Source organism: Proteus sp. G2609 (genome assembly GCF_963896135.1).
GTDB lineage: Bacteria > Pseudomonadota > Gammaproteobacteria > Enterobacterales > Enterobacteriaceae > Proteus > Proteus mirabilis.
The window spans coordinates 1-13,756 of the sequence record NZ_CAWQNB010000013.1 but is presented as its reverse complement, the minus strand read 5'-3'; the positions used below and the strand labels follow the sequence as shown (position 1 = coordinate 13,756).

15 protein-coding genes are annotated in these 13,756 nt (G+C 38.6%); 8 read left to right on the top strand and 7 right to left on the bottom strand.

All coding sequences use genetic code 11. The features are described from left to right. Positions 1-2: 2 nt before the first annotated feature. The 4 genes from thrS to AACV01_RS04395 all read right to left on the bottom strand — a co-directional run bounded on the left by thrS (position 3) and on the right by AACV01_RS04395 (position 4,479). Positions 3-1,931, bottom strand: coding sequence for a threonine--tRNA ligase (gene thrS / locus AACV01_RS04410; RefSeq protein ID WP_004242605.1), 1,929 nt, complete (start codon positions 1,929-1,931; stop codon positions 3-5). Between the two features lie 281 nt (positions 1,932-2,212). Beyond that, positions 2,213-3,124, bottom strand: a complete 912-nt coding sequence (locus tag AACV01_RS04405; protein ID WP_012367832.1) for a fimbrial protein — start codon at positions 3,122-3,124, stop codon at positions 2,213-2,215. A 229-nt stretch (positions 3,125-3,353) separates the two neighbouring features. Next, positions 3,354-4,040: a helix-turn-helix transcriptional regulator gene (locus AACV01_RS04400; protein ID WP_049196696.1), complete on the bottom strand. Its 687-nt coding sequence runs from the start codon at positions 4,038-4,040 to the stop codon at positions 3,354-3,356. Between the two features lie 91 nt (positions 4,041-4,131). Beyond that, positions 4,132-4,479 (bottom strand): tRNA-binding protein, encoded by a 348-nt coding sequence (locus AACV01_RS04395; protein ID WP_004242601.1) that lies wholly within the window; start codon positions 4,477-4,479, stop codon positions 4,132-4,134. A gap of 266 nt (positions 4,480-4,745) precedes the next feature. Between AACV01_RS04395 and AACV01_RS04390 the strand changes: the two genes are divergently transcribed. Together AACV01_RS04390 and AACV01_RS04385 are read left to right on the top strand one after the other, a co-directional pair. Continuing rightward, positions 4,746-5,342 carry a GNAT family N-acetyltransferase gene (locus tag AACV01_RS04390; RefSeq protein WP_004247938.1) on the top strand — a complete coding sequence of 199 codons (597 nt, stop codon included), beginning with the start codon at positions 4,746-4,748 and terminating at the stop codon, positions 5,340-5,342. 106 nt (positions 5,343-5,448) lie between these two features. Further along, on the top strand, positions 5,449-6,183 hold the full coding sequence (locus tag AACV01_RS04385) for a MarC family NAAT transporter (RefSeq protein WP_004242597.1): 735 nt from the start codon (positions 5,449-5,451) through the stop codon (positions 6,181-6,183). On the opposite strand, the gene AACV01_RS04380 is transcribed toward AACV01_RS04385, so the two are convergent. Further along, positions 6,135-6,836: a transglycosylase SLT domain-containing protein gene (locus tag AACV01_RS04380; protein ID WP_161682492.1), complete on the bottom strand. Its 702-nt coding sequence runs from the start codon at positions 6,834-6,836 to the stop codon at positions 6,135-6,137. The genes AACV01_RS04385 and AACV01_RS04380 overlap by 49 nt on opposite strands. 390 nt (positions 6,837-7,226) lie before the next feature. Here AACV01_RS04380 and AACV01_RS04375 point away from each other — a divergent pair, with 390 nt between their 5' ends. From AACV01_RS04375 to AACV01_RS04355, 5 genes are all read left to right on the top strand, one after another. Next, positions 7,227-8,135: a metal ABC transporter substrate-binding protein gene (locus AACV01_RS04375; protein WP_161682490.1), complete on the top strand. Its 909-nt coding sequence runs from the start codon at positions 7,227-7,229 to the stop codon at positions 8,133-8,135. Further along, positions 8,132-9,019: a manganese/iron ABC transporter ATP-binding protein gene (locus AACV01_RS04370; RefSeq protein WP_161682488.1), complete on the top strand. Its 888-nt coding sequence runs from the start codon at positions 8,132-8,134 to the stop codon at positions 9,017-9,019. The genes AACV01_RS04375 and AACV01_RS04370 overlap by 4 nt, the downstream gene beginning before the upstream one ends. 2 nt (positions 9,020-9,021) lie before the next feature. Beyond that, positions 9,022-9,933 (top strand): metal ABC transporter permease, encoded by a 912-nt coding sequence (locus tag AACV01_RS04365; protein ID WP_004242585.1) that lies wholly within the window; start codon positions 9,022-9,024, stop codon positions 9,931-9,933. After that, a complete protein-coding gene (locus AACV01_RS04360) occupies positions 9,930-10,787 on the top strand; it encodes a metal ABC transporter permease (protein WP_004242584.1) in 858 nt (285 codons plus the stop codon). Before AACV01_RS04365 ends, AACV01_RS04360 begins: the two co-directional genes overlap by 4 nt. Before the next feature lie 150 nt (positions 10,788-10,937). Beyond that, on the top strand, positions 10,938-11,810 hold the full coding sequence (locus tag AACV01_RS04355) for a fructosamine kinase family protein (protein ID WP_004242583.1): 873 nt from the start codon (positions 10,938-10,940) through the stop codon (positions 11,808-11,810). Between the two features lie 93 nt (positions 11,811-11,903). On the opposite strand, the gene AACV01_RS04350 is transcribed toward AACV01_RS04355, so the two are convergent. After that, a complete protein-coding gene (locus AACV01_RS04350; RefSeq protein WP_004242582.1) occupies positions 11,904-12,458 on the bottom strand; it encodes a YniB family protein in 555 nt (184 codons plus the stop codon). 185 nt (positions 12,459-12,643) lie between these two features. Here AACV01_RS04350 and hxpB point away from each other — a divergent pair, with 185 nt between their 5' ends. Continuing rightward, complete coding sequence (hxpB, locus tag AACV01_RS04345; protein WP_004242581.1) at positions 12,644-13,312, top strand: hexitol phosphatase HxpB; 669 nt, start codon at positions 12,644-12,646, stop codon at positions 13,310-13,312. Positions 13,313-13,399: 87 nt separating this feature from the next. Here hxpB and tnpA read toward each other — a convergent pair. After that, on the bottom strand, positions 13,400-13,756 hold a 357-nt coding region (tnpA, locus tag AACV01_RS04340; protein WP_161682486.1), incomplete at its 5' end, for an IS200/IS605 family transposase.

Genomic DNA, 13,756 nt, shown 5'->3' with positions numbered 1-13,756 from the left:
CCTTATTCCTCCAACTGATGAAGACTTCTGCTTCTGATTTCTTGCAGAAGTTTTTCTTTAAAATCGTTAACGTCGATACTGCCAAGGTCTTTACCTCGACGAGTACGAACCGCTACTTTGCCTGATTCGACTTCTTTATCACCGCAAACAAGCATGTACGGAACACGACGTAAAGTATGTTCACGAATTTTAAAGCCAATCTTCTCATTTCTCAAGTCTGCTTTTGCACGAATTCCGGCATCTTGCAATTCTTTGACGAGTTTTTGTACATAATCAGCCTGTCCATCCGTGATATTCATCACGACAACCTGCTGTGGTGCTAACCAAGTCGGGAAGAATCCTGCGTATTCTTCAGTTAGAATACCGATAAAACGTTCTAATGATCCTAACACCGCTCGGTGAAGCATAACAGGTACTTTACGCTCATTATTTTCAGCAACATAAGAAGCGCCTAATCGACCTGGCAATGAGAAGTCCAGCTGTACTGTACCACACTGCCATGCACGATCTAAACAGTCGTAAAGTGTAAATTCAATTTTAGGGCCATAAAACGCCCCTTCACCCGGCTGATATTCAAATTCAATATTGTTATCAGTCAAGGCTTTTGCTAAGTCTGTTTCTGCAATATCCCATAAAGCATCTTCACCGATGCGTTTTTCTGGACGAGTAGACAGCTTAACAACGATTTTTTCAAATCCGAAAGTAGAATATACATCATAAATCAATTTGATGCAGTTATTTACTTCACTTAAAATTTGTTCTTCTGTACAGAAGATATGTGCGTCATCTTGTGTAAAGCCACGAACACGCATTAAACCGTGTAATGCACCAGAGGGTTCATTACGATGACAGCTACCAAATTCAGCCATACGTAATGGTAAATCACGGTAAGAACGTAGACCTTGTTTAAAAATCTGCACGTGGCCTGGGCAGTTCATGGGTTTGATACAATATTCACGGTTTTCCGAAGAAGTAGTGAACATATTCTCTTTGTAGTTTTCCCAGTGACCTGTTTTTTCCCAAAGAACACGATCCATCATAAATGGACCTTTTACTTCCTGATAATCATATTCTTTTAATTTGCAACGTACAAATGTTTCTAACTCACGGAAAATAGTCCAACCATCATTATGCCAGAAAGCCATACCCGGCGCTTCTTCTTGCATATGATATAAATCAAGTTGTTTACCTATTTTACGGTGATCACGTTTAGCGGCTTCTTCTAAACGTTCTAAATAAGCTTTTAACTGTTTCTTATCAGCCCAAGCGGTACCGTAAATGCGTTGTAGCATTTTGTTATCGCTATTACCGCGCCAGTATGCACCTGCGATTTTCTGTAATTTAAAGTGATGGCAGAAACGCATGTTTGGCACATGGGGGCCACGGCACATATCAATATATTCTTGGTGATGATAAAGTGCTGGGTGTGCATCTTGACTGATATTTTCATCAAGGATAGCGACTTTATAATCTTCACCACGAGCAACAAAAGTTTCCCGTGCTTGTGCCCAAGTTACGCGTTTTTTAATGACATCGTAATCTGTTTTCGCCAACTCTAGCATACGTTTTTCTAACGTTTCTAAATCTTCCTGCGTCAGAGAATGATCTAAATCCACATCATAGTAGAAACCATTTTCGATAACAGGACCAATCGCCATTTTGGTTTGTGGCCATAACTGTTTAATTGCGTGTCCTAATAAGTGGGCACAAGAGTGACGAATAATTTCAAGACCTTCATCGTCTTTTGCGGTAATAATCGCCAGTTGTGAATCTTGCTCGATTAATTCGCAAGCGTCCACCAGCTCACCATTAACGCGCCCTGCAATGCAGGCTTTGGCAAGTCCAGGACCGATATCTGCAGCGACATCCATGACAGAGACTGCATTTTCAAATTGACGTTGGCTCCCGTCAGGAAGAGTAATAATTGGCATTTAAAATCCTTAGTTACAGTGGTGACCCATACGCAAGATCACATGCATTATTAATTTTACTTTAAAATTTAATACGTTATTAGCAGTTACTTGCTTCACTCTGCAAGTTATGTACACCAAAGTGTTTAGGATAATAAAAGTGCTTTGGCATACTGCTATAACTCAAGCGTGATATTATCATAGCAACAACAAATTATATATGCTTTTAATTGCGCGAGTATATCTGTCCCCGTTTGCTATTTACGCTAATTAAAATCATAGATATTAAATTAATAAATAACTCACTCATATATAAAGTTAACATCTATAATTGATTTTACTTTTCCAGCAGTTACTCGCTCTCCAGTCATACCATACCTCGCCTTTAAACCTAACGAAGTCGACGAATTAACTCTACCTAAAGATATTGCTTTATTAGCAGGGATTACATATCCATTACGCATTAATTGAACCCCCATACCTTTAGAGACTTCCCCTGCAGAGCCTGCTAAATTAATAAAGGTTGTATCATCATTAGTGGTTTGTCCGGAAAGATAAAATGATATATTTTGTGGTTGCGCGCAGTGAATATTTAAATTGACCGGTGCTTCGCCTGGGTAAGGAGGTAAATTAACATTGACATTTCGGCTACTAACGTCGCATCCACTAATTGGCATTGTAACATCATATTTAGACACTATTTCCCACGTAAAATATTTAGGATTACCACCATCCCAATCCGCTATTTTATACATATTAATAGTTGCAATAGTTTCACCCGATCTAATGAGTACTCCTCCTGCTGGTGAGTTATTTATAGGCGTTAAATACAACATCATTGGCATCGGCATAGGGGTAAGATCACCGATATGTAAAACTTTAGTCGCACTATTTAAAGGTAATGAATATGTATTTCCATACCAATATACTGAACCACTAAAATTAAATAGTGGCCCAGATAAGCCCGTCCCTGGTTCTAAATTGATATGGTCAACATCTTGCCATCCACCATAACTATTCCAACATTTTAAATGCCTAGAGAGATCAACAATTAAATTCTGATAAGGTTGCACCTCAGCCTCTAATTGCACATAAATATTATAATTACCAGACTCAATATCATATCCATTATCAACACTGCACCCAAAAGATAATGCATATGCTGAAAAGAAAACAAAAAAAGGATAAAGAAGCCCCTTTATTATTAAATTCATTTACATATCCAATTTAAAAATATTAGTTAATATTATTTTAGCAATACATATGGATTTTGACAAAAAATATTAATAATCAATTAAATACATTCAAAAAAAGACTATACAAATAATATAACCTTGTTGTTCTCTATTTATCTATAATAAATAGAGAATAAAAAATAAATTAATAAAATTAATTAATTAACAAGTCACACATCAAAAGTCAGCATTTTTATCAGTAAGTCGTTTACTGTCGATATTCACTGGGGGTTTTATGAAAGTATTGACGAAAAGCTTGGCTAAAAGCCGAATGTGAATCATACCCTACCGCTAAAGCAATATTTTCAATCGTTGATGATGTGTATTTGAGCAACTCTGCGGATTTAGCGAGTCGCTTTTGCATCACATACTGCATAATAGATATGCCTAATTCCGCTTTTACTTTGCGCTGTAGCGTACTGATTGATATGTTTAATGCACCAGCAATATCAGAAGCTGTTAATGGCATATGCAGTTTATCTTCTAGCCAGAGATCTAATTTATCCCCCCAGCTTGGTTGTACTTTCATTTGGGCTAATAGCAGACGTGCGAGAGTGGTATGATGCTCTGGCGCTTGAGGGTATTGATGCACCCACGCTAATAATCCTATTGCTGCGGGTGATAAGGCAAACATTCCCCCTCTTTCATTCAGTCGCCACTGTGATGTGACAGGAAGTTCTAAAATAAGATTTTTATTATTGAGATGACCGGCAAAAGCATGATCGATGGTAGGTGGGATAATTAAATAGTTTTGTTGAGAAATAAGAAAATCTTGCCGATTGAAATTAACTTCCATCGTTCCGGTTAAGCCAAAGATGATCTGCCAGATATTCTCATGCTGATGTGATACCGTATCTTGTGTATAACATCGCAAATGTAATTCAGGTAATAACAAAACATCCCCTTACACATTAACGCTCACAGTGAAATAAATACTATAACAAAATCGCTGCGAGCGTTAAAAGAAAAGGACTATTAGCTATAGATCATGCTAAACGAGCCCCATCAGGCACAGGTAAATTAAATTCTGCGAGAACGATAGCACCGTTTTCATCAGCAGCCCCGGTAATCAACACCTCAGACTTGATCCCTGCAATCCGCTTAATAGGAAAATTGCAAACACATAAAACTCGGCGACCAATTAGCTCTTCAGGGGTATAATTCACGGTAATTTGCGCACTAGAGCGTTTAGTCCCTAGCTCTCCCAAGCTGACTTCCATTACATAAGCGGGTTTCTTAGCTTTTTTATTTATTTCAGCACTTATAATTGTGCCAACCCGCATTTCTACCCGTAAAAAGTCATCCCATTCGATGGTGTTGGTGGTATCTGTCATATTGCTACCTATTATTTTATTGCTATGTCTTCATTAAGATTATCGAATAAGTATAGATTAGCATGACATCGGTATCCTGCCCTGTTGCTAAGCTGTCATTCTCTGTTGTTAAACACTCATGACGTTATTTTTCTCTTTATACAAAAACAAATTCTTAAGCTATTTTTAATCACCGTTAAAATAAGCGTACCAATTAATAAATTTGTTATGTATAAAAAGTATTCTTGCCTTGAAACTATTTAATACACCGACTTAGAGAATCGCCTATGAGAAAGATAACAGACTGGACTACCTTAGAAGGTAATTTAGTACGTTTAGTACCATTAAGCATGGAGCATGCATCACCATTACGTGAACTGATTGCTAAAGATAGGCCTGATGAACTTTGGTTTACCACAGTTCCTTCTGTCACTACATTAAAACAAGATATTGAGCATAAAAGACAATTACAAAAACAAGGAGTAATGCTTCCTTTTGCCGTTATTGATAAACGCCGTGAGCGTGTGGTGGGAGTGACGACCTATATGAACGTAGATAACCATACACCTAGAGTAGAGATTGGTTCAACATGGTATGCAAAAGAGGTACAAAGAACGGGTATTAATACCGAGGCGAAATATCTATTACTTAAATATGCATTAGAAGATCTGCAATGTATTGCTGTTGAATTCCGCACTCATATCTTAAATCAAACCAGTCGTAGAGCGATTGAGCGTTTAGGTGCAAAACTCGATGGCATATTACGTAATCATCGTTTAACCACCAACGGTCAGCGCAGAGATACCTGTATCTATAGTATTACCGATTATGATTGGCAAGCGGTGAAAACACATCTTGAGTGGTTAATGAAAAAATACCCATAACCTTCTTATAAATATAAAAATATTTCTTGATATCAACACTATTATTACTATTTATTTGCTATGATCGGTAGCCTTAATTACCTGTTGTTAGGAGCCTTTACACTCTATGTACTCTGTTTACCAGTTTTTTCAGGCTATCGGTCTTGGTCTTATTTTACTTCTACCGCTAACTAACCCACTCACCACGGTCGCGCTTTGGCTTGGTCTGTCGGGGAATATGACCAAGGAACAGCGTAATCAACAATCCTTTATGGCATGTGTCTATATTTTTATTATTATGACCATCGCTTTTTATGCGGGTCGTGTAATAATGACGACCTTTGGTATCTCTATTCCAGGCCTTCGTATTGCAGGGGGGATGATCGTTGCTTTTATTGGTTTTAGTATGTTATTTCCCCATACTCCCAATGTGGACGATCCGCTTTCAGAAGAAAAAAATCCGCATCGAAATCCTCAGGCGCCCAATATTGCTTTTGTGCCCTTAGCCATGCCAAGTACCGCAGGGCCGGGGACAATTGCGATGATCATCAGTACAGCAGCATCAATTCCTTCACGTACAGATATTGCGCAATGGGTATTGTACGTTGCACCTATTACCACTTTCTTTTTAATTAGCCTGATTGTTTGGCTTTCACTGCGCGGTTCAACCGGTATTATGCGCTATCTCGGTCACAGTGGTATCGATGCTATTTCTCGTGTTATGGGATTTTTATTAATTTGCATGGGAGTTCAGTTTATGATTAATGGTGTACTTGAAATCATTGCTGACCTCCCCGCTTTATTACAACAAGCTCAATCAGCGGCGGCTGCCAGCTTATCAGAAAAGTTATCCGCTAAATGATAGGCTGCTTTGACCTTCGCTAAATAGCGTGGTGCTTGAGATGCAGGATGATTTTTTTCAACGTAACGATAAAAATCATCCGCGCTCATGGCATTAATTTTGGCAATCGCCGCATCTCTATTTTTATCAAAAGTTCTGAGTAATGCACCCGCCCCATTCACATAAGCCAAAATAGTCGCGTAATAGAGTGTTTCAGGATTGGAGATCCCAGATAAATGGCGCTCTCTTAATAATTGAATATAAGCAGTCCCTAAATCAATATTAGTAGCCGGATCTTTTAGCTGAGCGGTGGTTGGTTGCCCTATTTTTCCTCTATTTTGATAAATATCTCTCCCCGCAGTGGATGCCTTTATTTGCATTAATCCAACCGCATTCGATTTACTTATCACTTCTGGCCTAAAATTAGATTCTACCTGAATAATGGCTTTAATTAAGGTTTCATCAACACCATAACGGGCTGAAGCTTGTTTAATATGCTCATCAAAAGGGGTGTTTTTCCATTGAGCAGTAGAAATTGAGGCATTATTAACTCTGTGCTCTACAGGCTGGCTATTTAAAAATCGCGGTGTCTCTTTTTTCGCCGTTTGGTGATTGGGATCTGCACACCCTGCCAGCAGTAAAATTGCCAAAGGAAATATTATGTTGGTCTTCACACGTTATCCTCATCATTTCGCCCTATGCTTTATAGGAGATTATTAAAAAACACAAACCTAACGCTGTCCATTAAAAAAATGGACTAAGGATAAGCTTCTCTCATAAAAACAGATACCTTAACCAGCAGTAAGCCATGATTTGGCTGTAAATTTCATCAATTGTGAGTATTAAACAACCTTTCACACCAATAGTTACCATCGATTGTTAATTTTTATAAAGAAAGACGACAATTTACTTAACATTTATTGAAATACATGCTGTTATCTTAGTATCAGCTGTTATCAAATAGCTATTTTCACTTTCACACAGAGATAACTTGACTTTTTTGAAATGATATTGATAATCATTATCAGTTAGAGAATTCCACGAAAATTATAAGGCTATATAATATGGATATGTTCCGCTCTGTAAATAAAATTTCGCTTACGGCATTATGCTTAGTTGCCTCAATCTTCTTTATAACCCCTGCACAGGCAAAAGATAAGCTAAAAGTTGTCACGACTTTTACTATTATCCAAGATATCGCACAAAATGTTGCTGGCGATGCTGCCGTTGTTGAATCTATCACCAAACCCGGTGCAGAAATTCATGATTATCAACCAACACCAAAAGATATTGTCAAAGCGCAAAAAGCTGATCTTATTTTATGGAATGGGTTAAACCTTGAGCGTTGGTTTGAACGTTTTTTCAATGAATTACGTAATGTGCCTGCGGTCGTTGTCACTGAAGGTATTACCCCTATGCCTATTCGTGAAGGGGCTTATAAAAACAACCCAAACCCACATGCATCGATGTCGCCTAATAATGCATTAATTTATATCGAAAATATTCGTAAAGCGCTCGTTGAACACGATCCAGATAATGCTGCAATTTATAACCAAAATGCCGCGCGTTACGCTGAACAAATTAAACAACTTGATGCGCCATTAAGAGCAAGATTAGCGCGTATTCCTGAAGAAAAACGCTGGTTAGTAACGAGTGAAGGTGCCTTTAGCTATTTAACCAATGATTATGGTTTTAAAGAAGTGTATTTATGGCCAATTAATGCAGAAGAGCAAGGCACCCCACAACAAGTAAAATACGTGATTGATACCGTAAGAGAACATCATATTCCTGTCGTGTTTAGCGAAAGTACGATTTCCGATAAACCTGCTAAACAAGTGAGTAAAGAGACTGGTGCAAAATATGGTGGCGTTCTTTATGTAGACTCACTTTCTGCCCCAGGTGGAGAAGTGCCTACTTATATTGATCTACTTAATATTACTGTCGATACCATTGCGAAAGGATTTGGACAATGAATGATAAAAAAATAAATCCTACTCTTACTGTTGATAATGCAACGGTAACCTATAACAACGGTCACACTGCTATTTATGATGCAAGTTTCTCTATCACTGGTGGCACAATTTGTGCCCTAGTGGGCATCAACGGTAGTGGTAAATCCACACTTTTTAAAACCATTATGGGATTAGTCAAACCCTCAAAAGGTACCGTAACATTAAATAATCGACCTATTCAGCAAGCACTTAAACAGAATATGATTGCTTATGTGCCACAAACAGAGGAAGTTGACTGGAACTTTCCTGTACTGGTTTCTGATGTGGTGATGATGGGACGTTATGGAAAAATGGGTTTTTTTCGTATTCCATCGAAACAAGATCATGAAGTGGTTGAAGCTTGTTTAGAGCGTGTCGGTTTATCAGGCCTTGGACATCGCCAAATTGGTGAGCTATCTGGTGGGCAGAAAAAACGGGTATTCTTAGCACGAGCAATGGCACAAGAAGGCACCGTACTGCTATTAGATGAACCTTTTACTGGCGTGGACGTAAAAACAGAAAATGCCATTATTGAATTATTACGTAACTTGCGTAAAGAAGGTCACCTAGTATTAGTATCAACTCATAACTTAGGTAGTGTACCCGAGTTTTGTGATCACGTTATTTTAATTAATAGAACAGTGCTTGATAGCGGGCCAACAGAAACCACCTTTACCCAAAAGAATTTAGAGCATGCTTTTGGTGGCGTATTGCGTCATATCAGCTTATCAGGCCCTGATCTTCACGACGACGACGATCCACGTTCACTTACCGTTATTACTGATGATGAACGCGCTGCCGTTTTCTATGGTCACCATGAACAACATACTCCCGCTCATCAAAGTAAGCGTAAACAAGGAGATTAGCGATGCTAGAATTACTCCTACAACCTTTTGAGTATAACTATATGGTAAAGGCTATCTGGGTAAGTGCCTTAGTTGGTGCTGTCTGTGCCTTTTTATCTTCTTACCTTATTCTTAAAGGTTGGTCATTAATGGGAGATGCCCTCTCCCACTCCGTCGTTCCCGGCGTTGCCGGTGCTTATATTTTAGGGCTGCCATACGCAGTGGGTGCTTTTTTTACGGGTCTACTTGCTGCTTTATCAATGACTTTTATTCGTCACATCACAAGATTACGTGAAGATGCGGTGATCGGCTTTATTTTTTCTACTTTTTTTGCTTTTGGTCTGTTGCTGGTTTCATTAAACCCTACTGCCGTCAACGTTCAGACCATTATTTTAGGGAATATTCTCGGCATTGCTGATGAAGATGTCTGGCAAGTCGTTATCATTACTGGTGTCTCTTTTCTTATTCTATTTTGTATGTGGAAAGATTTATTAGTTGTATTTTTTGATGAAGTACATGCTCGCTCTATTGGTTTATCCCCTTTAAAACTAAAAATCATCTTCTTTACCTTGCTCAGTGCATGTACCGTTGCTGCGCTACAAACGGTCGGCGCTATCTTAGTTATTGCTATGGTGGTTACTCCCGGCGCTACCGCTTATTTACTCACTGACCAATTTAAACGACTCGCTATTATCGCTATTTGTATTGGTACAGTAACCAGTGCTGTTGGTGCTTATCTAAGTTATTTCTTTAATGGTGCTACGGGGGGCGTTATCGTCACAATGCAAACCGCCCTTTTCTTATTAGCCTTCTTATTTGCGCCTAAACATGGCATGTTGGCAGCCCGTCGCCGCGCACGTCAAAGTTCACAAGCACTTATTTCACAATCCCAGCATCCAAAAGACGTTACTCAACAAGAAGAGGTGCAACTATGAATGAATTAATGGAATTTTTCATTGAACCTTTTCAATATCCTTTTATGCAACGTGCAATTATTGCCGCGGTTATCATTGGTATCGCCTGCGCTATTTTATCTTGCTATATGGTGTTAAAAGGTTGGTCACTAATGGGAGATGCTATTTCTCACGCTGTTTTACCTGGCGTGGTATTAGCTTATGTCACTGCAATTCCTTTAACGATAGGGGCTTTTCTTTCGGGCCTATTTTGTTCATTTGCAACAGGTTATTTAAAAGAGCATAGCCGAATAAAAGAAGATACGGTAATGGGAATTGTCTTTTCTGGTATGTTTGCTGTCGGTTTGGTGATCTTCGCTAGTGTAGATACTGACCAACATTTAATGCATATATTATTTGGTAATATCTTAGGTATCACCCCAGATGTGCTTATACAGATTAGTGCTATTTGTTTAATTACTATTACTATTATGCTGGTTAAACAAAAAGACTTTATGTTGTATTGTTTCGATCCTAATCAAGCAAGAATTGTCGGTCTCCCGGTCGCTTTATTACATTATGGCTTACTCTCTATTTTGGCGTTAACGATTGTCGCCTCGATGCAAGCCGTTGGGATTATTTTAGTGGTCGCCATGCTGATTTCTCCGGGGATCACCGCTTATCTATTAACGCGAAGCTTCTCTCGAATGATCACACTCGCTATCCTTTTTTCTGTTATATCGAGTGTTATTGGTACATTTATCAGTTTTCATATTGACGGTGCCACAGGCCCTTCTATTGTACTCACGCAAGCGGTGTTCTTTATTATTGCATTACTCTGTAATCAGATTAAATTGGCAAAAATAAAACGGCAAACTAAACCCGCCAATGCCTAATGAAAATCTTTATTACTATAAAAACGGGATAATCATCCCGTTTTTTAGTTTTATACTGTATTGATTTAATTAAAGTGTTATTGTCATAGTATAAACATCGCTCGTTACTATTTGGGTCTACTAAGTAAACAACTTTGCGAGGTGTAATCTATGTGGCAGAATATTGGTCGTTTGCTTGAATCAAATTTAGGATTTTCAGCAAAGATCAGCGAAAAACACCACCTTTCAAGCGGTGATATACACCACACTTGGAAAATTCAATATGGTGAGATCCCTGTCTTTGTAAAATCTAACCTACGGGAATTTTTGCCCACCTTTAAAAATGAAGCAGAACAGCTTGAAATGTTGGCAAAAAGCCAAACGATCCGTATTCCTCGCGTATTAGGCATTGGCAATAGTAAAGATACTAGCTTCTTACTGTTAGAATTTCTGCCTGTGCAACCTTTTACACCTCACAGCGCGTATTGTTTTGGTCAACAGTTAGCTAAATTGCATCAATGGGAAGAACAACCCCGTTATGGTTTTGATTTCGATACCCATATAGATACCACTCCTCAAGCAAATGGTTGGGAGAAGCGCTGGAATTACTTCTATTCGGAAAAGCGTATCGGTATCCAGTTGCAACTCGCTTCAGAGAAAGGGATGGTTTTCGGTGATATAGAAGAAATCATTCAAATCATTAATCACCGTTTAGCCGATCATCATCCACAACCCTCGCTATTACATGGCAACTTATGGCCTAAAAATTGTGCTGCTATAGGTCAATCTGAAGGAACGATGTTCGATCCTGCTTGTTATTGGGGTGATCGCGAATGTGATATTGCCATGTTACCGCTATGCTCTTCTGTGCCGGCCAATATTTTTGATGGTTACCAAAGCATCTGGCCTTTATCTGAAAAATTCCTATCACGCCAGCCTATCTACCAACTCTACTATTTCCTTAATCGCTGTCATTTATTCGGTGAAGAAAAAGATTACCTAGCAGCCAGAAAAATCATTGATGATTTGCTCGGCACACACTAAAACAATCTGATTTTATTTACCGATAGATAAAAATAAACCTCGCAAAATGTCACCCTGCGAGGTTTATTTTAATTAAATCAATGTGATAGATAACTACCAGCCTAAAAATTTCAGCAGAAAATAACCAATTGCGATCACAATAATAGGTGAAATATACAGCACCATGACTTGAGTAAATAGTGTATGTCTTGGCAATTTTATATTCTGCTCTAGCTCTTGCGCTGTAATACCACTTTTTAGTGCTCGTTCAATAATTAGTTGATCTTGAATATTTTCCTTTAAATATTTCACTTGGCGATACATTCTTAACCCTGATGCACTCAGTGCTAAGCCAATAAACATTAAAAAGAAGATCACAAAGAAGATAATATTCTGTTGGCTAAAACCTATTTGAGTGTTGGGTACTGGAGAATGACGCCAAAAAAAGTCTAGCCACGGGGTGTTAAATTGTACCATTTCTGCTAATACTCGAAAAAAATCATTAATCACAGCATTAACACCCTCGCCATTTGCTCTTGGCATCGCAGCTAACTCAATCAACGAAACTGTCGTTGAAATAAAGGCAGGAATAAAAATAAGCCAACCAATAACACGTTTTACGATGGCATATATTCCTGCATGTTGATAACTCATTTTGTCCTCACTCATAGAATTCGGCAATATGCACCTAAATATCCTAATCTAATTAACGGCTAATATGTCAATAATTTAATAGCTATCATTTTCTCTATTTATTTTTTAAAAGAAATAAGAAACTGATTAAAAAAGATTTTCCAATCAACTCTTGCTACAATCATTTTTCATCAACATAGACCTTATTATGGAGAGTAAACATGTCTTTTAAATTGCCCATTGAAGCCGCTATTTTTGATATGGATGGTTTGCTAATCGACTCAGAGCCGTTTTGGGCACAAGCAGAACATGAGGTCTTTGCACAATTAGGTGTCGATTTATCACTTGCTGACAGCATGCCCGACACCGTCGGCTTAAGAATAGATCAAGTTATCGAACTTTGGTATCAAGTGTCACCTTGGCAAGGCGTAACACAACAAGAAGCTAAAGAGAGAATGATTGCTCGCGTTGTACAACTTATTGAAGATAAAAAACCGCTACTCCCTGGTGTTGAACATGCCCTATCTTTATGTCAATCATTAGGTTTAAAGATAGCCTTAGCCTCAGCATCACCGCATTTTATGCTAGAGCGTGTACTTGAGTTATTTAATATTCGTCATTACTTCTCTGCTGTTGTCTCTGCAGCTGATTTAGCGCACAGTAAACCTCACCCAGAAGTCTATCTCAATGCTGCTAAGGCACTTAATGTCGCACCCATTAATTGTGTCTCTTTAGAGGACTCACGCAATGGTATGATTGCTTGCAAAGCCGCAAGAATGCGCTCAATTGTTGTGCCTGCAGCGGAGCAGTTTAATGACAAATGTTGGGGATTAGCCGATGTTAAAATTGCCTCTCTCAACGAATTAACCAAATCTCAATTATTAGGCTAACGACTTTAGTTATAGCCTATAACAATTTATCCAAAGCACCGTAAAACCCCGTCCTTCAGGTCGGGGATATAAGGCGCGGTTTTTTAACTAACTCGGTGTTTCCTGTTGCTCAATGTACTGGCGGATAATGGATATTGGTGCGCCACCACAACTCCCCGCGAAATAACTTGGCGACCAAAGAACCCCCTTGTAGTAATCACGTTGGGCAATATCAGGACGATCACGTCGAAGTAATCGACTCGATACCCCTTTAAGGCTGTTAACCAGATTAGATATCGCCAGTTTTGGCGGGTAATTAATCAGTAAATGAACGTGATCCCGTTCCCCATCCATTTCAACCTGTTCAACATCAAAATCAGCACAAACACTGGCAAAGTAGCTTCGCAATTTTTCAATTGCATCCTGATCAAATATTTTTCGCCGGTATTTTGTGACAAAGACCAA